Origin of the sequence: Bradyrhizobium sp. IC3123 (assembly GCF_020193625.1) — a bacterium.
GTDB classification, from domain to species: domain Bacteria; phylum Pseudomonadota; class Alphaproteobacteria; order Rhizobiales; family Xanthobacteraceae; genus Bradyrhizobium; species Bradyrhizobium yuanmingense.
Window position 1 is genome coordinate 75,458 of the sequence record NZ_JADYVF010000009.1, and the last position, 22,637, is coordinate 98,094.

The following is a 22,637-nucleotide window of genomic DNA, read 5'->3' on the forward strand; positions in this document are numbered from 1 at the left end:
ACGATACTGCCATTACCCATTTTTCGGCCTTGAAGAGGCAGGGGGAGCTCTTTCACTGATGGCGACAGTGTTCGAACATCGGCGCGCGTCTGTATGCGCCTGAAAGAGTCCTGATGCTGCTCGTCGTCGAACAATTCTTGAATGGGTTGCAGTTCGGTCTGCTGCTGTTCCTGCTCGCCGCGGGCCTGACGCTGGTGTTCGGGATCATGGATCTCGTCAACCTCGCGCACGGCTCGCTCTATATGATGGGCGCCTATTTCGCCGCCACCTTCGCGGCCTGGACCGGCAGCTTCCTGCTCGGCGCGCTGATGGCGTTGGGCGCGACGCTCGTGCTCGGCATCGTGCTGGAGGTGAGCGCGCTGCGGCATCTCTATGGCCGCGACCATCTCGACCACGTGCTCGCGACCTTCGGCCTGATCCTGTTCTTCAACGAAGCCGTGCGGCTGATCTGGGGCCCGGCGGGCCTGGCGTTGCCGCTGCCGGCCTGGCTCACCGTGCCGGTGCCGATCCTGCCCGGCATTCACTATCCCGCCTATCGCCTCGCCATCATTGGGGTAGCGCTGCTGGTCGCGCTGCTGCTCTATCTCGGCGTGATGCGCACCCGCATCGGCATGCTGATCCGGGCCGGCGCATCCAACCGCGAGATGATCGGCGCGCTCGGCATCAACATCAAGCTGCTCTACACGCTGGTGTTCGGCCTGGGCGCCGCACTCGCGGGCCTTGCCGGGCTGATGCAGGCGCCGATCCTGACCGTGCAGATCGGCATGGGCGAGAACATCCTGATCCTCGCTTTCGTCATCATCGTGATCGGCGGCATCGGTTCGATCCGCGGCGCTTTCCTCGCCGCGATCTTCGTCGGCATGATCGACACGCTCGGCCGCGCCTTCCTTCCGAACCTGCTCCGCCAGGTGCTGAGCGGCGCCGCCGCATCCACCGCCGCGCCCGCGCTGTCCTCCATGCTGATCTATCTGCTGATGGCGATCGTGCTGGTGGTGCGGCCGGAGGGGCTGTTTCCGGCCAATCGTCGATGAAGGGTTTGAGCGTGAGCAAGGCCGTCACGGCCCTGATGCTGGCGGGCCTCGTGCTGCTGCCGCTCTATTCGCAGCTGACCGGCAACGTCTTCATCCTGACGCTGTTCACCCGCATCATCATCCTGGCGCTGGCGGCTGCGAGCCTCAACCTCATCATGGGATTTGCGGGCCTGATGAGCTTTGGCCATGCCGCGTATCTCGGCATCGGCGGCTATGCCGTCGGCATGCTCGCGCAGGAAGGCGTTGGGTCCGGCTTCATCCAGTTTCCGGTCGCGATTGCGGCGTCGGCGATCTATGCGCTGGTGATCGGCGCGCTGTCGCTGCGCACCCGTGGCGTCTACTTCATCATGATCACGCTGGCCTTCGCCCAGATGGCCTACTATGTCGCCTCGGGCCTGGCCCGTTACGGCGGCGACGACGGCCTGACCATCTACACGCGCAGCGACTTCTCGGGTCTGATCGATCTCGGCAACCGCACGCAGTTCTATTATCTCTGCCTCGCCTGCCTTTTCGGCGTCATGCTCCTGATATGGCGCATCGTCAACTCGCGCTTCGGTCTTGTCGTGCAGGGCCTGCGTTCCAACGAGCAGCGCATGCAGGCCATCGGCTTCCCGGCCAAGCGCTACCAACTGGTCTGCTTCGTCATATCAGGCACGATGTGCGGCCTTGCCGGCGCGCTGCTCGCCAACAACACCGATTTCGTAAGCCCGGCCGTGATGTACTGGACCCGTTCCGGCGACCTCATGGTGATGGTGATCCTGGGCGGCATGGGCACACTGTTCGGCCCGGTCATGGGTGCCGTGGTGTTCCTGCTGCTGGAAGAACTGCTGTCGCAGATCACCGAATATTGGGCGCTGATCCTGGGCCCGCTGCTGCTGCTCATCGTCCTGTTCGGCCGCGGCGGCATCATGGGCGCACTCGGGAGGGCTGGCCGTGGCTGAACCCTTGCTCCGCGTCGAAAAGCTGGTGCGCCGCTTCGGCGGCATCATCGCCACCGACAACGTCTCGCTCGACGTCGCATCCGGCGAGCTGCACGCCATCATCGGCCCGAACGGCGCCGGCAAGACCACGCTGATTAGCCAGCTCACGGGGCATCTCGAACCGCATTCCGGCAGCGTATCGCTGGCGGGGCGCGACATCACCTATCTGCCGGCCTATCGCCGCTGCGCGTTAGGCCTGGCGCGTTCGTTCCAGATCACCTCGCTGCTGCTCGACTTCACCGCCGCCGACAATGTCGCGCTGGCGGCGCAGGCGCATGCCGGCACCTCGTTCCGATTCTTCGCCAATGCGCGGAAAGAGAAGGGTCTGCGCGATGCCGCCCAGGCGGCGCTCGATCGCGTCGGCCTCGGCCATCGCGCCGATATCGTGGTCTCCAGGCTCAGCCACGGCGAACGCCGCGAGCTGGAGCTCGCGGTCGCGCTCGCCAGCAAGCCGAAGCTGTTGCTGCTCGACGAGCCGATGGCCGGCCTCGGCGTGACCGAATCCCAGCGCATGGTGAAGCTGCTCCAGGAGCTGCGGAAAGAGGTCTCGATCGTGCTGGTCGAGCACGACATGCCGGCGGTGTTCGCGCTGGCCGACCGCATCACGGTGCTGGTCTATGGCCGCGTCATCGCCTCCGGCGACCCGGCCGCGATCCGGGCCAATGAGGACGTCAAGCGCGCCTATCTCGGCGATCAGCATGTGGTGACGCATCATGGCTGACACGCTGCTCGAGGTCGACGGCATCGAGACCTGCTACGGCCTGTCCCAGGTGCTGTTCGGCCTGTCGCTGTCGATCAAGCCGGGCGAGATGGTCTCGCTGATGGGCCGCAACGGCATGGGCAAGACCACCACCATCCGCTCCATCATGGGCCTGACGCCGGCGCGCGCGGGCACCATTCGCTTCGCGGGCGCGGAGGTGCGGCAGCTTCCGTCCTACCGGATTGCGAAACTCGGTGTTGGTCTCGTGCCCGAGGGCCGGCAGATCTTTCCGAACCTCACCGTGCGCGAAAACCTGGTCGCGGCCGCGGCGGATCGCTTCAACAGCGATAATCCCTGGACGCTCGCCGCGATCTACGTGATGTTTCCGCGCCTCGCCGAACGCGCGTCCAACATGGGCAACCAGCTTTCCGGTGGCGAGCAGCAGATGCTCGCGATCGGCCGCGCGCTGATGACGAATCCAAAGCTCCTGATCCTGGACGAGGCGACCGAAGGCCTCGCGCCGCTGATCCGGCAGGAGATCTGGAATTGCCTGTCGCTACTCAAGAGCCGCGGACAGTCGATCCTGGTCGTCGACAAGAACGTCGACCATCTCGCCCGCATCTGCGATCGACACTACATCATCGAGCGCGGCAAGACGGTGTGGAGCGGCACCTCCGACGAGCTGATGGCCGCGCCGGACCTGCAGCACAAATATCTGGGAATTTAAACGCGTTCGTCCCCTTCGCCGCGGCAATGCGAGCTACTCTTCGAGCAAATCCAAATTCGAAATCCTCCAAACAGCGCGCTGAGCTCTTGAGCGTGCCGCCGTCAGCCGTCAAAGAAGACGCGGCGTTGTGGATTCGATGCGGGACTTTTACGAGCAAATTGTCGGGTTGCCTGAGGACGACGTCGGTTCCGCACAGCGAGGGGCAGCCCAATGGCTGGATTATCCGGGCTGCGTGGTCGTCCAAGGTGAGTTCCGAGCCGACGCCGAGGGGCCTGCAATCGCAGCGCCGGGCTTGTTCATCTCGGTGGCGTTCGATGAAGCCGGTGCTGGCCCCGGCACTCTGACGCGCTCGATCGGCGAGAGGCGGATGGGGGTGATCGCGGTGCGCGAGTCCCTCGCCGTGAAGCGCTCAATGCGGTGCGCCATCGGCCTTGCGTTGCCCGGAGCATCCATCGATCAGCTCGGACTTGGCGCCGCGTTTCGGGCGCTGTTCAAGGACGAAGGATCTGGCGCCGTCGTCCTCTCGCTGGCCGCATCAGCGCGCGTGCGGGCCGTCGCGGCGGAAATGTTCTCGCCGCCGGTCGCCGGAAACGCGGCGCGATTGCTGATGTCGGCGCATGCCGCCGAGATCGTCGTCCATGCCTTGTTCGGCGAGTGCAGCCGGATCGCGGTCGATCCGGCAACAGACCTCCAGCGCATGCGCCTGCAATCGGTCAAGGAGCGGATGGATGCCGACCTCGGCTATCCCTGGAGCATCGACGAGCTGGCGCGGAACGCAGGCCTGAGCCGGCGATCTTTCAATCAGAAATTCCAGATCGCCTATGGCGAGAGCGCCATCGACTATCTGAGGGCGCGCCGGCTCGATACTGCACGAGCCCTTCTGATTCACCAGCGCCTGTCGGTCACCGAGGCGGCCTATCGGGTCGGCTATACTCATCCGGCGAACTTCGCGACGGCCTTTCGCAGGCGCTTCGGTCATTCGCCCAGTCGCTGCGAGTAACGGCAGCAGGCGATGCGCCGCCTCACGCCTCAGTCTTGAAAGCCTCCACGTGGACTCAAAGGCGATTTGCGCAGTCGCAAAGGCGTCGTGCGTCTCGATCTGATTACTCCCGGGTGGTCCAAAGACGGAGCTTGGGGAAGACAATGAGGCGTGGCGACGGACAGACGTTCGGTTGGGAACGGTTGATGAAGGCTGGTCTGGGGGCGGCCGGTCTGGGCGTGGTTTTGCAGGTGACACCGACCCTTGCACAGGTCTCCGGGACCAATTCGGGATCGACGGCCGCGTCATTGCCGCCCGTCACCGTGGAGGCGCCGAATCAGGTGCGCCCGCGCGCCGTGTCTGCCCAGCGCACTTCACCGTCGCAACGCGGCCGTGTCGCGGCGCAACGCAATGCCGCCTCCAGGCAAGCCGCAAGCCAGGATGCGCGCGAGGCAGGTGGCGGTCGCGCCACGATATCGAGCGAGAACAGCTACGTTGCCAGCAGCAGCTCCGCCGGCACCAAGACGAACACGCCCCTGCTGGAGACGCCGCAGTCGATCTCGGTCGTGACGCGCAAGGAGCTCAACGACCGCGCCGTGCAGACGCTGACGCAGGCAGTCGGCTATGAGCCGGGCGTGCGCATCGATGCCTCGGGCTACGATCCGCGCTTCGACGCCATCTCGATCCGCGGCTTCGACATCACCTATAACGGCATCTATCTCGACGGCCTGCGTCTCGTCGGCGCTGGCCTTGGCGTGTTCAAGACGGAGCCCTATGGGGTCGACAGCATCACCGTGGTCCGCGGCCCGAGCTCGGCGCTCTACGGCCTCGGCTCGCCAGGCGGACTGATCGATCTGCAAAGCAAGCTGCCGACCAGCCAGCCTTTCCACGAGGTGCAGACGCTGTTCGGCGATCGCGAACGCGTTCAGGGCAATTTCGATTTTTCGGGGCCGATCGATCCCAACGGCCAATTCTCCTATCGGCTGACCGGCATGGTGCGAGACGCCGACGTGTTCGTACCGGGCGGCAAGGACAACCGCACCTATGTCGCTCCCGCCGTCACCTGGAGACCCGACCAATCGACAACCCTCACGCTTCTCGGCGCCTATCAGAAATCGAAGACGCCGGGCTCGATGTTCACCTATTCTTCGGGCATCGGGACGACGACGGACATCTTCACGGGCAGCCCGTCTTACAATTCGCTCGACCAGGAGCAGGGGCGCATCGGCTATCTGTTCGAGCACGCGTTCGACAACGCCGTGACCGTCCGCCAGAAATTCCGCTACGTCGATCTCGACGCTGTCACGCGCTATGTCGGCTTTCTCGGTGCTCCCGTCGGCAACGTCGTGTCGCGTTATACCGGCTACGTCCACGACACGCTGCAATCGGCCATCATGGACAACCAGGTCGAGGCGAAGCTCTCCACCGGCCCGGTGCAGCACACGCTTCTGGTCGGCACCGACTACGCATCGTCGAAGTTCACCGACAAGCAGGGGTTCGGCTTCGGCGTGTCCGATCTCAATCTGGCTGCGCCGGTCTATGCGCCGGAATCCATTCCGGATCCCGCGATCTCCTCGTCCACGGCGCAGCGGCAAACCCAGTCCGGCGTCTACATTCAGGACCAGACCAAACTCGACCACTGGATCCTGACGCTGAGCGGCCGCAGCGACTGGGTCCGCACCACCGGCGAGGACCGGTTCGCGCTGACAAGACAGACGCAATCTGATCAGGCCTATAGTGGGCGGGCAGGCCTGACCTATGTGTTCGATTCCGGTGTGGCGCCCTACATCGCCTATTCGACGTCGTTTTTTCCCAATCTCGGCGTCGATCCCTCAGGCGCCTTCTTCAAGCCGACCACCGGCAAGCAGACCGAGATCGGCGTGAAGTATCAGCCGCCGGGGACGCGAAGCCTCATTACCGCTGCCGTGTTCGACCTGACGCAGGATGGCGGCCTGGTGACGACGGGCACCGGCGTGACGGTCCAGCGCGGCGAAATTCAAAGCCGCGGCTTCGAATTGCAGGGGCTTGCAAGCCTCGGCAATGGTTTCGACATCACCTCGTCCTACACCTATCTCGACATGGTCACCAAGCAGGCCGGCGACAGCGCGCTGGTCGGCAAGTTTCCGTCGGGCAATCCTCCGCACACCGTGACGCTGTGGGGCAATTACGCCCTGCCGCTGGCTGGTCCCTTCGCGGGCCTGAGCGTCGGTGCCGGCGCGCGCTACATGTCTTGGAGCTATGGCGACGACGCGAACACGTTCAAGAACAGCTCGGTGACCCTGGTCGATGCCGCGCTGAAATACGATTTCAGCCAGGCCGCAAAGGAGCTGAAGGGCCTCACGTTCCAGGTCAACGCCAAGAACCTGTTCAATGTGCACTACACGACGTGTCAGGTCGGTTACTGCTACCGGGGCGCGCCGCTGACCGTCATCGCCACGCTCGGCTATCGCTGGTGAGCGGAGCTGCCGGGCGGACGTCGCCGGACAATTACCAATAGATCCCGTGGCGGTGCAGTTCGCGGATCACGCGGGCTTCGACAGATGGCTGCCGGCGTTTCGGCTTTGGCGCTTCGGTCGTCTTTGCCGGCGTCGTGCTTGATTGCACCGGAGCTGCGGCGGTCGGTGCCGTTGCGGCGGGTGCGGTCGGCGTCTGGACGTTTGCCGGTGACGCTTGCGTCGCCTGCGGCGGCACGGCGGCCGGCGCGGCCGGCTGCTCGGTGGCCGGTTGCTTCGAATCGGCCGCCGCCAGACTAAGGCTCCGCGAGCCTCCGGCATGGGCCTGGCTTGCGAGCAGCGACATCGCGGCGATCAGGATCAGCTTGCGCATGGCAATCCCCGTCATCTGGTCAATCGATCTTACCCAATTCCCTTGGGCTTCATGGACCTAACGCGCGAGGCGGTGCGTGCCGATCTCGATCAGGGTGGTCCGGCAGGACAGGCGATAGATCAGGCTGAAAAGTTGACCCCACATGACCGAACTCCGTTGTTGATCAATGCAGAGAATCTAGACCGCCTGCCTTTCCGGCGTTTTTCGCCGGGTGAGGAAAATGGCTTCGTCCGGGGGCGGCGCGATGTCGTCGCAACAGTCCGGAAGAAGTCGCCTCACGCGGGCGTGAAGCAGCGCGCCGAGCGGGGCCGATCGGATTCCGATCAAGGCCGGTAGTTCTCCCGGGATGAAGCGCCCGCAGCGCGGCAGTAACGTGCGGGCGCCTCAGCCCCGGTTATTGTATGAGTTCCGATCGCCAAGACGATCCGCCGATCCTCATCTGCTCAAAATGCAGGCGGCCAATGAAGTTCCTGGCGACACTACCTGGAATAGTCACGCTGCCTGCGGAGCACGTTTATCATTGCGTCCAGTGCCGTCGCGTCGACACGATTCGGCTGAAGTGACGCTCTGGTGGCCGGGGCGGGCCGCTTACAGCAGTTGTAGCTGCTCCCGCCGCCGCGAAACCGGTGCTATAATATCGTGAACAGACGAGAACAGGGAGGACACCATGAACCACACCATGGTTCCCAGTGATCGCGTGGAGCACGTCGCCGTCTACGGACGCGACGGCACGAAGCTCGGCACGATCGAGCGGTTGATGCTCGACAAGATGAGCGGAACGGTTGCCTATGCCGTGATCAAGACCGGCGGGCTGCTCGGTACGCGTCACCATTATCCGCTGCAGTGGAGCGCGCTGAAATACGATCCAGCACGGCAGGCGTTCCAGACCGAGCAGACGCTGGACGAACTCAGCAGCGGCCCGTGCGAGTTCGATGGCGACGCGTTCGACTGGGGCGACCGCTCGCGGCCCTACCCGCATCCGCATTACTGGTCGGTCTAGCGAGCAAGACGGTTCGGCCGCGGAGCAGTATTTGACGCGAGCGCCCGCTATCCCGCGAGCGGCTGCTCGCCGACCTTGGGCCAATAGGTGCCGAAGCTCCAGAGCCCGCCCTCCGGATCGCGTGCGGCGAAATCGCGGCTGCCATAATCGGTCGTGTAGGGCTCCATCTCGATCTGCGCCCCGGCGGCTTTCACCTTTTCAAAGAGCGCGTCGGGATCCTCCACGGCCAGATAGACGGCATCCGTCCGCCGGCCGCCGATGTCGCCAACCAATTTGCCGTAGGCGTCGTCGCGATGCGCGCCCAGCATGAGGATCGACGATCCGAACGCCAGCTCGGCGTGAACGACCGTGCCCTCCTTGCGGTACACCACCCGTTCGGTGAAGCCGAGAACGTTCTTCAGCCAGGCGATCATCGCCTCGGCATCCTTGCAGCGCATGGTGTGGTAGAGGCGCGGCGCTTCGTAGCCGTTCGGCTGGTTCATGACACTCTCCAGGTTCGGTGCAAGCTTGTTGCGAAGCCGACCCTAGTTCGGATCATGGCGGCCGGCTTGAACAAATGGGACCTGACCGTGCCTCGCGCCGTCTTGCCGCTGTTTTGGCGCTAGCCCCCGCCGTCCCGCATCAGGCGTGAATCGACGACATCGAGCCGCGCGGCCCATCCGGTCGGCGTCTCTCCGCTGAACATCCGGAAATCGCGAGCAAGATGTGCCTGGTCGGCATAGCCGGCGTCCGCGGCAATGGCCGCCCAGCCGCCTGCGCCATCCGTCCGGGCCAGGACGCAAGCGCGATGAAAGCGCAGCATCTGGGCCAGCGTCTTTGGCGGAGCGCCGATCTCGCGGTGGAAGCGGCGTGTGAGATGCTTGCGGCTCCAGCCGATGTCGGAGGCAATGTCGGCGATCCTGACCGCGCCCGCGCGCCACAGCGTCTCCAGCGCGAAGGCGACCTCAGGCGAGGGCTCGTGTACGGCGCGGCGAAGCACGAAGTCTTCGACGATCTCGAATCGTCGCTGCCAGCCGGCCGCCTCGGCCACTCTGGCGCGGAGCTCCCTGCCGTGCCGTCCCAGAATGTCGTCGAGCCCGACGATCCGCGCGGTCAGATCGGGCACGGCGCCTCCGAAGAAGCGATACGCCCCGAGCGGCGTGAAATCGACCTGAACGCATTCGGCGCGCCCGTCGGATTCGATCACGACCGGCCCAGGAAACAGACCCGCTGCGAAACTCGGCCGCGCATCGGCGGTGTCCGGTCGGTGTCCGAGCGCAATGCGGAAGGGCGTTCCCAAATTCACCAGCAGAGGCAGTGCAAGCGGCGCGGCGTGGCGGAAGGCGGCCAAGCCGATCCCGCGCTCGCGGTAGAAGGAAATGCTGGAGATCAGCCGCGCAAGACGCGGCGAGGGCGGTCGACGGATGACATCGGGAGGTGCGTCCATCACGCGCTAACGCTCCGTCACTTCGCGCTCCATGCGTATGGTGTCGCAGAGCATGTCGGTCATGCCTGGAGCTTAGCAGGCGATCGCAGCGGAACTCAAATGACCCGGTGCGGGGCCGTCGAATTGCGCCGAAGCGCTGCCGCCCCGTCACGGCCGGTTGCGCATCCAGTCGGCCAGGCCCGCTATCGCCTTGTCGAGATCCTGGCGCGCGGCGGCGTCGGTGATCGTCTCCTCCAGCGCGCCGCGCATGCAGAGCATCCAGGCGTCGCGCTCGGCGTCCCCAATGGCGAAGCCGAAATGGCGCTGGCGCAGCCGCGGATGACCTTTCTCGGGTGTATAGAGCCGCGGGCCACCGGTCCATTCGGTGAGATAGCGCTTCAGCACGTCCCTGATCAGGCCGAGGTCGTCCGCATGCATGGCGCGGATGATCTTCGCCTCCGGCAGCGTGTCCATGCGGTCGTAGAAGCGGTCGACGAGGGCGTTGATCGTGGCGCTGCCGCCGATCCGCTCGAACATGGAGGTGGCGACGTCGGTGGACGTCATCGCTACAGCGCCACGCTGCGCAGGCCGAAGCTGCGGGCTTCGTTCTGCAGCACCGGCCGCACCGCATCGATCAGGCGTGCGGCGGCGGCATCGACGGAAAGGCCCGCGGTATCCACCACCGCGGTCGCGCGCGAATAGAGCGGCTCGCGGCTGAGCAGGATGTTGCGCAGCTCCGTCATCGCCGAGCGATCATCAGCCATCGGGCGTAGATCGCCCTGGCGACGCACGCGCGCCATGTGCTCCTCGGGCTCGGCCTTCAGCCAGATCGTGTAGAACGAGGAGAGGACCTGATCGAAGGTCAGGGGCTCGGAGACGATGCCGCCGCCGGTTGCCAGCACCATCAGCTCGTTGCGCGCGAGCAGCTGTTGCAGTGCCGCCTGCTCCATGCGGCGAAAGCCTTCCTGGCCGTACAGCGCGATGATCTCGGCGACCGAGAGCCCGTTCTGCTGCTCGACCTCCTTGTTGAGCTCGACGAAAGTCCAGCCGATCCTCTTCGCCAGCATCCGCCCAAGTGTGGACTTGCCGGCGCCGCGCAGGCCGATCAGCGCGATCCCGCAGAACGGCGCGCGCCGGGGCGCGGTTGCGCTGCCGCCGGCGAGCAGATCCTTGGCCTGAGCAATCTGCGCGGGCGTCGCCTTGCGCAGGAGGTCGCGAAACACCTGCCAGTCCGGGGTCGGATCGGCGCTGGGCAGCAAATCTTCGAGATGGGCGCCCATCGCGTCGGAGACGCGGCGCAGCAGCACGATCGAGACATTGCCCTTGCCGCTCTCGAGCTGCGCGATGTAGCGCTCCGAAATTCCCGACACCTTGGCGAGTACTTTGCGCGACATGCCGCGCAGCGCGCGCATGGTGCGCACACGCTGGCCGAGTTGTTCGAGGAAGCGGGATTCGGCGTCGGGACTTTCGGTCATGAGTCTTCTTTACAGGGGTCCTGCGGCGCGTTTTAATGAAACATAGTGCCTGCTGGCATTGACAGCAAGCCGCCGTGGTGTCTTTCTATGAATTATAATTCTAAATTCCGGGGAGATGTCCGTGAGCGAGGGATCCTATAACGCGGTGACCTGGCTGCTCGACCGTAACGTCAGGGAGGGCAGGGGCAGTAAGCTCGCCTTCGACGACACCGTCTCGCGACTCACCTATGGCGAGCTCCAGCAACAGACCCGGCGCGCCGCCAACATGCTGCGCCGGCTCGGCGTCCGCCGCGAGGAGCGCGTGGCGATGATCATGCTGGATACAATCGATTTCCCGATCGTGTTCCTGGGCGCGATCCGCGCCGGCATCGTGCCGGTGCCGCTCAACACGCTGCTGACCGCGGACCAATACGCCTACATCCTCGCCGACTGCCGCGCGCGCGTGCTGTTCGTGTCCGAAGCGCTCTATCCCGTCATCAAGGACGTTGTCGGCCGCATGCCGGATCTCGAGCATGTCGTGGTCTCCGGCGCCAAGCAGAACGGCCACAAGCAGCTTGCCGAAGAGCTCGCTGGCGAGAACGATCAGTTCACCACCGCCGTGACGCATCCGGACGAGCCGGCGTTCTGGCTGTACTCGTCGGGCTCGACGGGCATGCCGAAGGGCGTGCGCCATTTGCATTCCAATTTGCAGGCCACTGCCGACACCTATGCCAAGCAGGTGCTCGGCATCCGTGAGAGCGATGTGTGTCTCTCCGCGGCGAAATTGTTTTTCGCCTATGGCCTCGGCAATGCGCTGACCTTCCCGATGTCGGTCGGCGCCAGCGTGATCCTCAACAGCGAGCGGCCGACGCCGGCGCGCATGTTCGACCTGATGAATCGCTACAATCCCTCGATCTTCTATGGCGTGCCGACCTTGTTCGCCGCGATGCTCAACGACGAGACCATGAAGAGCGAGCGCGGCGGCAAGGCTTTGCGCATCTGCACCTCCGCCGGCGAGGCGCTGCCGGAATCCGTCGGCCACAGCTGGAAGGCACGGTTCGGTGTCGACATTCTCGACGGCGTCGGCTCGACCGAGCTGTTGCACATTTTTCTGTCGAACGCGCCCGGCGACATCAAATACGGCTCGTCCGGCAAGCCGGTGCCCGGCTATGCGGTGCGGCTCGTCAACGAGGCCGGGCAGGACGTCGCCGACGGCGAGGTCGGCGAGCTCCTGGTCGATGCGCCCTCGGCCGGCGAGGGCTACTGGAACCAGCGCCACAAGAGCCGCCGCACCTTCGAGGGGCCGTGGACCCGCACCGGCGACAAATACATTCGTGACGCCGAGGGCCGCTATACCTTCTGCGGCCGCGCCGACGACATGTTCAAGGTCTCCGGCATCTGGGTCTCGCCGTTCGAGGTCGAAAGCGCGCTGATCACGCATCCGGCCGTGCTGGAAGCTGCCGTCGTGCCCGAGGCCGATCCAGAAGGACTCCTAAAGCCGAAAGCCTTCGTCGTGCTGCGCCCCGGCGCCAAGACGACGGATTTGCAGGAGATGCTCAAGGAGCACGTCAAGCAGAAGATCGGCCCCTGGAAATATCCGCGCTGGATCGATGTGGTGGAGTCCTTGCCGAAGACGGCGACGGGCAAGATCCAGCGGTTCAAGTTGCGCGAGGGCGCGCATTGATGGTGCAGGCGGCGGACTGGCTTCCTTACCCTCCCCTGGAGGGGTCCGGGACGAGCGTAGCTCGCCCGTGGGTCGGCACGCGATCGAGCGTAGCGAGACGCGTGACGGGTTGGGTGATCTTTCCACGGGCACCGCATCCGTGGAGAACCTGTCACCCCACCCCGCTTCACATCTCGCTGCGCTCGCTGTGAATCGATCCTCCCGCTCCAGGGGAGGGTGGGCATCTCGGCATTGGCTAGGAATGGGAATTCGACCATGACCAACCTCACCCCCAGCGGCTTCCTCAGCATCGATGGCGCCAGCCTCGAATACAGATGGCTCGCGCCGCTAGTCCCCGACGCGCCCACCATCGTGATGCTGCATGAGGGCCTCGGCTGCGTCGGCCTCTGGGGTGATTTCCCCGAGAAGCTGCAGCAGGCCACGGGCGCGGGCATCTTCGCCTATTCGCGCGCAGGCTACGGCCAGTCCAGCCCGGTCGCGCTGCCGCGGCCGCTCGACTACATGCATCGCGAGGCGCTGGACGTGTTGCCGAAGCTGCTCGACATGATCGGCTTCAAGCGCGGCCTCCTGCTCGGCCATTCCGATGGTGCCTCGATCGCCACCATCTATGCCGGGGCGCATCAGGATCATCGCCTCAATGGGCTCGTGCTGATCGCGCCGCATTTCATCGTCGAGGACATCTCGATCAAATCCATCGCCGCGATCAAGACGACGTTCGAGACCACGGACCTCAAGACAAAGCTCGCGCGCTGGCACAAGGACGTCGACAACGCCTTCTACGGCTGGAACGGCGCCTGGCTCGATCCGGATTTCCGCGATTGGGATATCTCCGAATACCTCGCCTACATCCGCGTGCCCGTGATGATTGTGCAAGGCGCAGATGACCAATACGGGACGCTGCGCCAGGCCGAGATCGCACAGGAGGAATGTTACTGCCCGGTCGACCTGAAAATCATTGCCGGCGCGGCGCATTCCCCGCATCGCGAGGCCCCGGGGCCGACCCTCGATGCCATCATGCAGTTTGCAAAGGCCGCCTTGCGGGATGATCCAGGGCTTCAGGCCGCGTGACCTCCATGCGGATTTAGATGAAGCAAAGTGCATGTGAGTTCGAGATTCGGGCTGGACTAGCCCAGTTAGATGCACTATTGTGCATCTAATGCTCCAAATGCATAATCAAGCTTAAGGGTGGCTCATGGCCGGGGAAGATCGGCGCCTCGCAGGCGGCGCGACATTCATCGATTTCCAGACCGAACCGTCCCGCTACAAGCATTGGAAGCTCGCGGTCGACGGCGACGTCGCCACGTTGACGATGGACGTCGACGAGAATGGCGGCCTGTTCGAGGGCTACCAGCTCAAGCTCAATTCCTACGACCTTGGCGTCGACATCGAGCTGGCCGACGCGATCCAGCGCCTGCGCTTCGAGCATCCGCAAGTGAAGGTCGTGGTGCTGCGCTCGGCCAAGAACCGCGTGTTCTGCGCTGGAGCCAACATCCGCATGCTCGCGGGCTCGACCCATGCCCACAAGGTGAACTTCTGCAAGTTCACCAACGAGACGCGCAACGGCATGGAAGATTCGTCGGAGAATTCCGGCCAGCGCTTCATCACCGTGGTGAACGGTTCGGCCGCCGGCGGCGGCTATGAGCTCGCGCTCGCGACCGATCACATCATCCTCGCCGACGACGGCTCGTCCGCCGTCGCGCTGCCCGAAGTGCCGCTGCTCGCGGTGCTGCCGGGCACCGGCGGTCTCACGCGGGTGGTCGACAAGCGCAAGGTGCGGCGCGACCACGCCGATGTCTTCTGCACCATCGAGGAAGGCGTGAAGGGCAAGCGCGCCGTGCAATGGCGCCTCGTCGACGAGATCGCGCCGAACTCCAAGCTGGAAGCAAAGATCGCCGAGCGCGCCAAGGAATTCGCAGGCCAATCGACGCGCAAGGGCAGCGGCAAGGGCATCGCGCTGACGCCGCTCCGGCGCCTGATCGACGAAAACAGCATCCGCTACGGCTTCGTCACCGTCGACATCGATCGCACCGCTCGCATCGCCACCATCTCGATCAAGGCGCCGGAGACCGCGCCGCCCGCCGACATCGACGGCATGATGGCGCAAGGCGCCTCGTTCTGGCCGCTGCAAGTGGCGCGCGAGCTCGATGACGCCATCCTGCACTTGCGCATCAACGAGCTCGAGATCGCGATGCTCGTCTTCAAGAGCCATGGCGACCGCGCCCATGTGCTCGCGGCCGACGCCTTCCTCGAAGCCAACAAGGCGCATTGGCTGGTCAACGAGATCAGGCACTACTGGAAGCGCGTGCTCAAGCGCGTCGACGTCACCTCGCGCACGCTGGTGACGCTGGTCGAGCCCGGCTCCTGCTTTGCCGGCACGCTCGCCGAGCTCGTCTTCGCCGCCGACCGCTCCTACATGCTGATCGGCACCCGCCAGGGCGACAATCGTCCGCCGCCGTCGATCGAGCTGTCCGCCATGAATTTCGGCCCCTATCCGATGAGCCACGGCCTGACACGGCTGGAGTCGCGCTTCCAGGCCGATCCGTCCGATCTGGAGCGCGCGGAAGCAACGCTCGGCACCAGCCTCGACGCCGAGCAGGCCGAAGAGCTCGGCCTCGTTACCTTCGCGCTCGACGACATCGACTGGGACGACGAGGTCCGCGTGTTCCTCGAGGAGCGCGCCAGCTTCTCGCCCGACAGCCTCACCGGCATGGAAGCGAGCCTGCGCTTCGTCGGCCCCGAGACGATGGAATCGAAGATCTTCGCGCGCCTCACCGCCTGGCAGAACTGGATCTTCCAGCGCCCGAACGCCGTCGGCGAAGAAGGCGCGCTGCGCCGCTACGGCAGCGGCCAGAAGCCGAAATTCGATATGACGCGGGTTTAGCGAATAGGGAGTGGCGAATAGCGAATAGGGGAATTCCATTCGCTACTCGCCATTCGCCCTTCGCGCCCTTCAAACGAGTAAGTCCCCCACGGGAGGTCCACATGAACATGAACATCATGAACGTCGACTACTCGACCAAGATTCCGAACAACGTCAATCTCGCCGAAGACCGCCAGGTGCTCAAAGCGCTGGAAGGCTGGCACCCCGGCTACATGGACTGGTGGAGCGACATGGGGCCGGAAGGGTTCCAGGAATCGCTGGTCTATTTGCGCACCGCCTACTCCGTCGATCCGCGCGGCTGGGCCAAGTTCGACTACGTCCGCATGCCCGAATATCGCTGGGGCATCCTGCTTGCGCCGCAGGAAGAGAACCGCGTCGTGCCGTTCGGCGAGCATTATGGCGAGCCGGCCTGGCAGGAAGTGCCGGGCGAGCACCGCGCCATGCTGCGCCGCCTGATCGTGATCCAGGGCGACACCGAGCCGGCCTCGGTCGAGCAGCAGCGCCATCTCGGCAAGACCGCGCCCTCGCTGTACGACATGCGCAATCTGTTCCAGGTCAACGTCGAGGAAGGCCGTCACCTCTGGGCGATGGTCTACCTGCTCCAGAAATATTTCGGGCGCGACGGACGTGAAGAAGCCGATGATTTGCTGCGCCGTCGCTCCGGCGATGCCGACGCGCCGCGCATGCTGGGCGCGTTCAACGAAGCGACGCCGGACTGGCTGTCCTTCTTCATGTTCACCTATTTCACCGACCGCGACGGCAAGATGCAGCTGCACTCACTGGCGCAGTCCGGCTTCGATCCCTTGTCGCGCACCTGCCGCTTCATGCTGACGGAGGAAGCGCACCACATGTTCGTCGGCGAGACCGGCATCACCCGCGTCGTGCAGCGCACCTGCGATGCGATGAAGGCGGCCGGCATCACCGACCCCACCGACATCGCGAAAGTCCGCGCGCTCGGCGTGATCGATCTTCCGACCATCCAGAAGAAGCTGAACCTGCACTACACGCTCTCGCTCGACCTGTTCGGCTCGGAAGTCTCGACCAACGCGGCCAACGCCTTCAACGCCGGCATCAAGGGCCGCTATCACGAGACCCAGATCGACGACGATCACCAGCTCAAGAATTCGACCTATCCGGTGCTCAAGTTGATCAACGGCGAGGTCAAGCTGGTCGACGAGCCGGCGTTGACCGCGCTCAACATGCGCCTGCGCGACGATTACAGCCAGGATTGCGTCAAGGGCATGCTGCGCTGGAACAAGGTGATCTCGACCGCCGGCTACGACTTCAAGCTGACGCTGCCCAATGTCGCCTTCCACCGCCACATCGGCGAGTTCAAGGACGTGCACGCGACGCCCGACGGCATTTTGATCGACGATGCCACCTGGGCCAAGCGCAAGGACGAATGGCTGCCGTCGGCCAGCGACGGCGACTTCATCACCTCTCTGATGCAGCCCGTCACCGAGATCGGCCAGTTCGCCTCCTGGATCTCGCCGCCCAAGGTCGGCATCGACAACAAGCCCGGCGATTTCGAGTACGTGAAGATCGAGTCGTAAGATAGTCGAATGGCGAGTGGCGAATAGTGCGACAGATGCTATTCGCCATTCGCTACCTCACTACTCGCGCATTCAGCTGTCCCACCCGCTGCCCTTGATCCCGGGGTTCGCATAGACGATGCCGCCATCCACCGCGATGGTCGCTCCCACCACGTAATCGCCGGCGCGGGAGGCGAGGTAGATCGCAGCGCCCGCCATGTCCTCGTCGGTGCCGATGCGGCCCACGGGGACGCGCGTTGCGACCTCGTCGGCGTGGTCGCGCGCGGCGCGGTTCATGTCTGACTTGAACGGGCCCGGCGCGATTGCGGTGACCACGATGTGGTCCGGGATCAGCTTCACCGCCATGCGCCGCGTCAGATGAATCAGCCCGGCCTTGCTCGCGGCATAGGAATAGGTCTCGCCGGGATTGACGAAGATGCCGTCGATCGAGGCGATGTTGATCACCTTCGCCGGCCGTTCCGCGCTCGCTGACGTGCGCAGCGTCGGCGCCAACGCCTTGGTCAGGAAGAACGGCGCCTTGACGTTGAGGTTCATCACCTTGTCCCAGCCGTTCTCCGGAAATTCGTCGAACTCCGCGCCCCAGGCCGCGCCCGCATTGTTGACGAGGATGTCGAGCCGGGACTCGCGTTTCCCGAACTCGCTGGCCAGCAGCTCGGCGCCGGCAACGGTCGAGATGTCGATCGGCAGCGCGATGCATTCCCCGTCATATTGCGCGCTGAGCTCCTTCGCGGTGGCCTCGCACGGTCCGGCCTTGCGCGCGGTGATGTAGACCTTTGCCGCGCCGGCGCTGAGAAATCCCGCCGCGATCATCTTTCCGATGCCGCGCGAGCCGCCGGTTACCAGCGCGATGCGGCCTTTGAGCGAGAACAGATCGTTGAACATGCGTCCCTCCCTTGGTTGCCGCCGGTTGTGGGCGGAGCGGGGAGGGGTGTCAAGGAAGGCACGCTTGTCCTCGACCAGTGCAGATTGAGGCCTACGCCGCCGCGATGCGGCGGAAGCCGTTCCACATCGCGGTCGCGGCACCCGAGGTCAGCACCGGCAGGATCCGCGCGTCCTGATAATTGCCATTGAGCGAGACGCGGGGCAGCGCGGTCATGTGGCCGGCGTTCTCCGCGAACAGCATGCCGGGCCGCGTCGTCACCGCGGTCTTGAAACCGGCGGATGCGGCAAGGGCGAATTCGCGCGCGCCCGCGGCGTCGCGGTCGCCATAGGGATAGGCGAGGTGCAGCACGGGGCGCTCCAGCACCTGCTCGATCCGCGCGCGGCTTGCGGCCATCTCCTGCGCGGCGATGTCTTCCGTCTGCTTGGCGAGATTGCAATGGCTGATGCTGTGCGCGCCGATCGTGACCAGCGGATCGGCGGCAAAGGACTTGAGCTCGGCCCAGGACAGGCAGAGGCCGCGGCACTGCGCTTCCATGTCGACGCCGTGAGTCCTGCACAGCGCCCCGATCTCGCGCGCAAGATCGTGCTCGCCCGGCAGCGCGCGCAGCCAGTCGTGCAGGCGGTCGAATGCCGCCTGCTTCGCCGCGACACTGGTCGCATCGAGCCGCAGGGCGGAATTGCCGATCTGAATGTCGATCTGCTCGGCCTTGGCGATCACGGCCTCCAGCGCCGTCCACCACAATCGCCCGGTGCCGTCGGCAAAATCGCTCGTGACATAGACTGCCAGCGGCGCGTCAAATTCGCGCAGCACCGGCAGCGCGTAATCCAGATTGTCGCGGTAACCGTCGTCGAGGGTGAAGGCGGCGAAGCGACGGTCGAACCGGCCCTGCACCAGCCGCTCATGCAGCTCGTCCATGCTGACGATGTCGATGTCGCGCGAGCGCAAATGGCACAGCGTGGCGCGCAGGAAGTCGGGGGTGACCTCGAGATGCCGGTTCGGCTGGAACGCAGCCTCGCGCGCCGGCCGCACGTGGTGCAGCATGAAAATGGCGCCGACGCCCGACAAAAGCGGGCGCAACAGGTGGTGCGCCCCGCTGAGATAGAGTGCTCCCAGCCCGGCGCGGATGACGTTGTTACGCAGTTGTTTCATGACCGGGTGGGGGACTTTGGCATTCCGGCCTCAACTTACGGAAGAACCCTTGAAGAAAAAGTTATTCCGATTGTCCCACCCGGGCCTTGGGACCAGGGCCATTTCCGGTTTGACAGCCTGCCAAGGGTTTGTTTTGTCTCCGTTTCCAGAGGTCGGGTCGTCGAATGCAGAAGCTTTTCTCGTGGGCCAGCAAATGGTGGCCGGGGTTGATCCCCCTTGCCGTCATGTGGGGATTTGCGGCCTGGAATAATACCTTACCGGTCGAGGCTGATCTGTCGGCCCGCAGCTCGGCTGCGCTCAAGGACACCGTTCTGGACAAGACCCGGATCGCGGTCGACGGCCGCGACGTCAGCCTGGCCGCGGACGCCTTCTCCGAGGAGGGGCGCCGCGACGCAGTGATGGCGGTCGAAACCGTGCCCGGCGTGCGGCTGGTCGACGACCGGACCCGCCTCGTTCCCGAGGCCAAGCCCTTCGTGTGGAATGCCGAGCGCGACGTGGTGCGGGTGACGCTGTCGGGCTCCGCGCCGCTGCCATCGATGAGGGCCCGGCTGACCGAGGCGGCCCGCAAGGAAGTCGGCGGCGTCGAGGTCGCCGACCAGATGGGGCTGGCGCGCGGGGCGCCGCCTCGGTTCGAAGCCGCCGCGATGCTGCTGCTGGATCAGATCGGCAAGCTGAAGGACGGCAAGATCACGATCACCGACACCAAGGTCAATCTGTCGGGCATGGCGCGCGAGCTCGGCGGCCGTGAGGCGATCGCGGCTGCGCTGAAGAACCTGCCCGAGGGTTTTTCGATTGCGGCCAACGAGATCAAGGCGCCGCCCTACATCTTCCAGGCCTACAAGGATCCGGTGGCTGCGACGGTGACGCTGACCGGCTATGTTCCGGACAACAACGTCCACGCCGCGATCGGCACCAGCGCCTCGCGAAAGTTCTTCACCGAAAAGGTCGTCGACAATCTCAAGGCCAGTATCGGCGCCCCCGGCTCCTTCAGCACGGCTGTTATCGCCGCGCTCGGCGCGCTGTCGCGGCTGTCGACCGGCACGCTGGTCGTCTCCGACCGCGAGGTGAAGCTCTCGGGCGATGCGCTCTACGAGGGCGCCGCCAACGAGATGCGCGCAGGCCTCGGCAAGGACTTCCCGAAGAACTGGCAGTACAAGCCGGAGATCACGGTGAAGCCCGCCGCAGGCCCGGTCGACGGCACCGTGTGCCAGCAATTGTTCTCGGAGCTTCTGACCAAGGGCAAGATCCGCTTCGCGAACAGGCGCGCGGACATCGATCCTGACTCGGCCGGCATTCTCGATCGCCTCATCGAGACTGCGCTGCGCTGCCCCACCACCAATATCGAGGTCGTCGGACATACCGACGCCGATGGCGAGGATGCCTTCAACCAGGCCCTTTCGGAAAAGCGCGCGCAGGCGGTGATCGACTATCTGGTCAAGGCGGGCCTTCCTGCCAGCCGCTTCACCGCGGTCGGCCATGGCAGCACGCAGCCCGTCGCCGGCAACGACACCGATGAAGGCAAGGCGCAGAACCGCCGCATCGAATTTCTGGTGAGGTGACGATGCCTTATCTCGTCTCGTTCCATCTGGGCTGGCTGATCGGCTCGCTGCTGCTGGGCTTCTGCATGGGCTGGATCTCGGTGGTCCAGCGCGGCAACGGCACCTCGAAGGTGATTGCGCGGTGGCTCGCAGTGCTTGCCGCCGCCCTGGTCGCGGCCTCTCTCACCCATGTGGTCCCCGGTCGCTTCGGCTACTGGCTCGACCTCGGCCTGATCATGTTCGCCTGCTATCTCGTCGGCGGCACGATCGGAGCGTGGCTGCGCGATCGGGTGGTCTCGCGTACCGCGCCGCCAGCCGCTGTGTGATGTTGCTATGCACCCTCACGCGCGGGACGGGGTGTGCTCCGCCGCGGCCTTTCGGCGCATTGGAAAACCGGGACCTGGCCGCTCCAGTCACCCCTCTTTCAACAGGCAGGCCGGCTCCATAGATTGACGTTGGCTTAAGGCGTGACGGAACATTGTGCGGCCGAAATCATCAAAACTTCATGGCCCCTGCGCAGGATCGCCTGGAGATTCGCGCCAAGCCTTGCCGACGAAAGCGCCAAACCCTGCACTGGGAGCTGCAACCCTGCCTAAAATACTGAAGGCACGTGTTTTTGTTCGAATTGGCGAATTCCACTTCGGCCGAAAACGCGCTAGTGGAGGGGCAGGGGGCATGCGCGATTCCGGCGCCGGCGGCGAGGGTTCGTTGAATGCCTGCGCGTCCGCCTGTCCGCCGGCCACCCTGGCCGCTGAAGCGTTGTTCGAGGTCTAGATGCTGGAAGCCATACGCAGGGCGACGACGTTTCTGCGCCAGAAGCAAGTCCTGCATAAGCTTGGAGTCGTGATCAGCATCGCGGTCATCGGCATCGCTTGCTACGTGCTCTACCACATGCTGCGCGGCATTGATTTCAACGAGGTCCTCGAAGCGATCAAGAGCACTGAGCCGAGCCAGATTGCGATGGCGGCGCTATTCGTCACTGCGGGCTATTTCACGCTGACCTTCTACGACCTCTTCGCCACGCGCGCGATCGGCCATGCCCATGTGCCCTATCGCATCAACGCGCTCGCGGCCTTCACCAGCTATTCGATCGGCCACAATGTCGGCGCCTCCGTCTTCACCGGCGGGGCGGTGCGCTACCGCATCTATTCGGCCTATGGGCTCAACGCGATCGACGTCGCAAAAATCTGCTTTCTCGCCGGCCTGACCTTCTGGCTGGGCAATGCCGCGGTGCTCGGCCTCGGCATCGCCTACCATCCGGAGGCGGCAGCCTCGATCGACCAGCTGCCGGTCTGGCTGAACCGGACACTGGCGCTGATGATCATCGTGGCGCTGATCGGTTACGTGATCTGGGTCTGGAGCCAGCCGCGGGTGGTCGGCCGCGGCCCTTGGACGGTGGTGCTGCCGGGCGGCCCGCTGACGCTGCTCCAGATCGCGATCGGCATCGTCGATCTCGGTTTCTGCGCGCTGGCGATGTATGTGCTGGTCCCCGACGAGCCCAATCTCGGCTTCGTGATGGTCGCGGTGATCTTCGTCTCGGCGACCCTGCTCGGCTTCGCCAGCCATTCACCCGGAGGCTTGGGGGTGTTCGATGCCGCCATGCTGGTCGGGCTCTGGCAGATGGACCGCGAGGAGCTGCTGGGCGGCATGCTCCTGTTCCGCGTCCTCTATTATCTGTCTCCGTTCGTCTTATCTGTAATCTTGCTGACGTTTCGAGAGGTTATAATCGGCGCCCGATCGAAGCGCTTGCAACAGGCGGCGCTCAAGCTGGACCCCGGCCCGGCGCCTGAAGCCGCCTATGTGAGAGAGCGCAGCGACAGCGGCGCCTGACCGGTGTCAGGTCCTTA

General features: G+C 64.8%; 21 protein-coding genes. 14 read left to right on the forward strand and 7 right to left on the reverse strand.

Features of this window, described 5'->3' with window-relative positions:
* Positions 1 to 113: 113 nt before the first annotated feature.
* The 6 genes from I6F20_RS26010 to I6F20_RS26035 all read left to right on the forward strand — a co-directional run bounded on the left by I6F20_RS26010 (position 114) and on the right by I6F20_RS26035 (position 6,873).
* Positions 114 to 1,031, forward strand: a complete 918-nt coding sequence (locus I6F20_RS26010; RefSeq protein WP_036001780.1) for a branched-chain amino acid ABC transporter permease — start codon at positions 114 to 116, stop codon at positions 1,029 to 1,031.
* Positions 1,028 to 1,972, forward strand: coding sequence for a branched-chain amino acid ABC transporter permease (locus I6F20_RS26015; RefSeq protein WP_036001776.1), 945 nt, complete (start codon positions 1,028 to 1,030; stop codon positions 1,970 to 1,972). Before I6F20_RS26010 ends, I6F20_RS26015 begins: the two co-directional genes overlap by 4 nt.
* Entirely contained in the window at positions 1,965 to 2,732 is a 768-nt protein-coding gene (locus I6F20_RS26020) for an ABC transporter ATP-binding protein (protein ID WP_036001772.1), read from the forward strand. The genes I6F20_RS26015 and I6F20_RS26020 overlap by 8 nt, the downstream gene beginning before the upstream one ends.
* Positions 2,725 to 3,438: an ABC transporter ATP-binding protein gene (locus I6F20_RS26025; RefSeq protein ID WP_036001768.1), complete on the forward strand. Its 714-nt coding sequence runs from the start codon at positions 2,725 to 2,727 to the stop codon at positions 3,436 to 3,438. The genes I6F20_RS26020 and I6F20_RS26025 overlap by 8 nt, the downstream gene beginning before the upstream one ends.
* A 232-nt stretch (positions 3,439 to 3,670) precedes the next feature.
* A complete protein-coding gene (locus tag I6F20_RS26030) occupies positions 3,671 to 4,438 on the forward strand; it encodes a helix-turn-helix transcriptional regulator (RefSeq protein ID WP_225128460.1) in 768 nt (255 codons plus the stop codon).
* Between the two features lie 185 nt (positions 4,439 to 4,623).
* The gene (locus I6F20_RS26035; RefSeq protein WP_225128462.1) at positions 4,624 to 6,873 is read left to right on the forward strand and encodes a TonB-dependent siderophore receptor; all 2,250 of its coding nucleotides are present in this window, start codon (positions 4,624 to 4,626) and stop codon (positions 6,871 to 6,873) included.
* 31 nt (positions 6,874 to 6,904) lie between these two features.
* Here I6F20_RS26035 and I6F20_RS26040 read toward each other — a convergent pair whose 3' ends face one another.
* A complete protein-coding gene (locus tag I6F20_RS26040) occupies positions 6,905 to 7,258 on the reverse strand; it encodes a hypothetical protein (protein ID WP_370142355.1) in 354 nt (117 codons plus the stop codon).
* A 652-nt stretch (positions 7,259 to 7,910) separates the two neighbouring features.
* On the opposite strand from I6F20_RS26040, the gene I6F20_RS26045 reads away from it, so the two are divergent.
* Positions 7,911 to 8,243 carry a PRC-barrel domain-containing protein gene (locus I6F20_RS26045; RefSeq protein WP_036001758.1) on the forward strand — a complete coding sequence of 111 codons (333 nt, stop codon included), beginning with the start codon at positions 7,911 to 7,913 and terminating at the stop codon, positions 8,241 to 8,243.
* A 47-nt stretch (positions 8,244 to 8,290) separates the two neighbouring features.
* Here the strand turns inward: I6F20_RS26045 and I6F20_RS26050 are convergent, their stop codons facing one another.
* From I6F20_RS26050 to I6F20_RS26065, 4 genes are all read right to left on the reverse strand, one after another.
* Positions 8,291 to 8,725 carry a VOC family protein gene (locus I6F20_RS26050; protein ID WP_225128465.1) on the reverse strand — a complete coding sequence of 145 codons (435 nt, stop codon included), beginning with the start codon at positions 8,723 to 8,725 and terminating at the stop codon, positions 8,291 to 8,293.
* Between the two features lie 119 nt (positions 8,726 to 8,844).
* On the reverse strand, positions 8,845 to 9,573 hold the full coding sequence (locus I6F20_RS26055) for an AraC family transcriptional regulator (RefSeq protein WP_225128467.1): 729 nt from the start codon (positions 9,571 to 9,573) through the stop codon (positions 8,845 to 8,847).
* A gap of 243 nt (positions 9,574 to 9,816) precedes the next feature.
* Positions 9,817 to 10,212, reverse strand: coding sequence for a group II truncated hemoglobin (locus tag I6F20_RS26060; protein ID WP_225128468.1), 396 nt, complete (start codon positions 10,210 to 10,212; stop codon positions 9,817 to 9,819).
* A 2-nt stretch (positions 10,213 to 10,214) separates the two neighbouring features.
* Entirely contained in the window at positions 10,215 to 11,123 is a 909-nt protein-coding gene (locus I6F20_RS26065; protein WP_225128469.1) for a helix-turn-helix transcriptional regulator, read from the reverse strand.
* Positions 11,124 to 11,244: 121 nt separating this feature from the next.
* Between I6F20_RS26065 and I6F20_RS26070 the strand changes: the two genes are divergently transcribed.
* The 4 genes from I6F20_RS26070 (at position 11,245) to boxB (ending at position 17,220) form a co-directional block, all read left to right on the forward strand.
* Positions 11,245 to 12,786 carry a benzoate-CoA ligase family protein gene (locus I6F20_RS26070; protein ID WP_225128470.1) on the forward strand — a complete coding sequence of 514 codons (1,542 nt, stop codon included), beginning with the start codon at positions 11,245 to 11,247 and terminating at the stop codon, positions 12,784 to 12,786.
* Positions 12,787 to 13,041: 255 nt separating this feature from the next.
* On the forward strand, positions 13,042 to 13,854 hold the full coding sequence (locus I6F20_RS26075; RefSeq protein WP_225128471.1) for an alpha/beta fold hydrolase: 813 nt from the start codon (positions 13,042 to 13,044) through the stop codon (positions 13,852 to 13,854).
* A 124-nt stretch (positions 13,855 to 13,978) separates the two neighbouring features.
* Positions 13,979 to 15,667, forward strand: a complete 1,689-nt coding sequence (gene boxC / locus I6F20_RS26080) for a 2,3-epoxybenzoyl-CoA dihydrolase (protein ID WP_225128472.1) — start codon at positions 13,979 to 13,981, stop codon at positions 15,665 to 15,667.
* Positions 15,668 to 15,768: 101 nt separating this feature from the next.
* Positions 15,769 to 17,220 carry a benzoyl-CoA 2,3-epoxidase subunit BoxB gene (gene boxB / locus I6F20_RS26085; protein ID WP_212256045.1) on the forward strand — a complete coding sequence of 484 codons (1,452 nt, stop codon included), beginning with the start codon at positions 15,769 to 15,771 and terminating at the stop codon, positions 17,218 to 17,220.
* Positions 17,221 to 17,292: 72 nt separating this feature from the next.
* Here boxB and I6F20_RS26090 read toward each other — a convergent pair whose 3' ends face one another.
* Both I6F20_RS26090 and I6F20_RS26095 read right to left on the reverse strand, forming a co-directional pair.
* Positions 17,293 to 18,102, reverse strand: coding sequence for an SDR family oxidoreductase (locus tag I6F20_RS26090; RefSeq protein WP_225113441.1), 810 nt, complete (start codon positions 18,100 to 18,102; stop codon positions 17,293 to 17,295).
* A gap of 91 nt (positions 18,103 to 18,193) precedes the next feature.
* Positions 18,194 to 19,252 carry a polysaccharide deacetylase family protein gene (locus I6F20_RS26095; protein ID WP_036020404.1) on the reverse strand — a complete coding sequence of 353 codons (1,059 nt, stop codon included), beginning with the start codon at positions 19,250 to 19,252 and terminating at the stop codon, positions 18,194 to 18,196.
* Positions 19,253 to 19,416: 164 nt separating this feature from the next.
* On the opposite strand from I6F20_RS26095, the gene I6F20_RS26100 reads away from it, so the two are divergent.
* The 3 genes from I6F20_RS26100 to I6F20_RS26110 all read left to right on the forward strand — a co-directional run bounded on the left by I6F20_RS26100 (position 19,417) and on the right by I6F20_RS26110 (position 22,620).
* Entirely contained in the window at positions 19,417 to 20,811 is a 1,395-nt protein-coding gene (locus tag I6F20_RS26100) for an OmpA family protein (protein ID WP_036020406.1), read from the forward strand.
* 2 nt (positions 20,812 to 20,813) lie between these two features.
* The gene (locus I6F20_RS26105; RefSeq protein WP_036001688.1) at positions 20,814 to 21,116 is read left to right on the forward strand and encodes a hypothetical protein; all 303 of its coding nucleotides are present in this window, start codon (positions 20,814 to 20,816) and stop codon (positions 21,114 to 21,116) included.
* 448 nt (positions 21,117 to 21,564) lie between these two features.
* A complete protein-coding gene (locus tag I6F20_RS26110) occupies positions 21,565 to 22,620 on the forward strand; it encodes a lysylphosphatidylglycerol synthase domain-containing protein (protein WP_036001683.1) in 1,056 nt (351 codons plus the stop codon).
* Positions 22,621 to 22,637 lie beyond the last annotated feature (17 nt).

Coding starts and splice junctions, on each gene's coding strand:
- I6F20_RS26010 (WP_036001780.1), top strand. CDS start 114: ATGCTGCTCGTCGTCGAACAATTCTTGAATGGGTTGCAGTTCGGTCTG.
- I6F20_RS26015 (WP_036001776.1), top strand. CDS start 1,028: ATGAAGGGTTTGAGCGTGAGCAAGGCCGTCACGGCCCTGATGCTGGCG.
- I6F20_RS26025 (WP_036001768.1), top strand. CDS start 2,725: ATGGCTGACACGCTGCTCGAGGTCGACGGCATCGAGACCTGCTACGGC.
- I6F20_RS26035 (WP_225128462.1), top strand. CDS start 4,624: ATGAAGGCTGGTCTGGGGGCGGCCGGTCTGGGCGTGGTTTTGCAGGTG.
- I6F20_RS26040 (WP_370142355.1), bottom strand. CDS start 7,258: ATGACGGGGATTGCCATGCGCAAGCTGATCCTGATCGCCGCGATGTCG.
- I6F20_RS26045 (WP_036001758.1), top strand. CDS start 7,911: ATGAACCACACCATGGTTCCCAGTGATCGCGTGGAGCACGTCGCCGTC.
- I6F20_RS26050 (WP_225128465.1), bottom strand. CDS start 8,725: ATGAACCAGCCGAACGGCTACGAAGCGCCGCGCCTCTACCACACCATG.
- I6F20_RS26060 (WP_225128468.1), bottom strand. CDS start 10,212: ATGACGTCCACCGACGTCGCCACCTCCATGTTCGAGCGGATCGGCGGC.
- I6F20_RS26065 (WP_225128469.1), bottom strand. CDS start 11,123: ATGACCGAAAGTCCCGACGCCGAATCCCGCTTCCTCGAACAACTCGGC.
- I6F20_RS26075 (WP_225128471.1), top strand. CDS start 13,042: ATGACCAACCTCACCCCCAGCGGCTTCCTCAGCATCGATGGCGCCAGC.
- boxC (WP_225128472.1), top strand. CDS start 13,979: ATGGCCGGGGAAGATCGGCGCCTCGCAGGCGGCGCGACATTCATCGAT.
- boxB (WP_212256045.1), top strand. CDS start 15,769: ATGAACATGAACATCATGAACGTCGACTACTCGACCAAGATTCCGAAC.
- I6F20_RS26090 (WP_225113441.1), bottom strand. CDS start 18,102: ATGTTCAACGATCTGTTCTCGCTCAAAGGCCGCATCGCGCTGGTAACC.
- I6F20_RS26095 (WP_036020404.1), bottom strand. CDS start 19,252: ATGAAACAACTGCGTAACAACGTCATCCGCGCCGGGCTGGGAGCACTC.
- I6F20_RS26100 (WP_036020406.1), top strand. CDS start 19,417: ATGCAGAAGCTTTTCTCGTGGGCCAGCAAATGGTGGCCGGGGTTGATC.
- I6F20_RS26105 (WP_036001688.1), top strand. CDS start 20,814: ATGCCTTATCTCGTCTCGTTCCATCTGGGCTGGCTGATCGGCTCGCTG.
- I6F20_RS26110 (WP_036001683.1), top strand. CDS start 21,565: ATGCTGGAAGCCATACGCAGGGCGACGACGTTTCTGCGCCAGAAGCAA.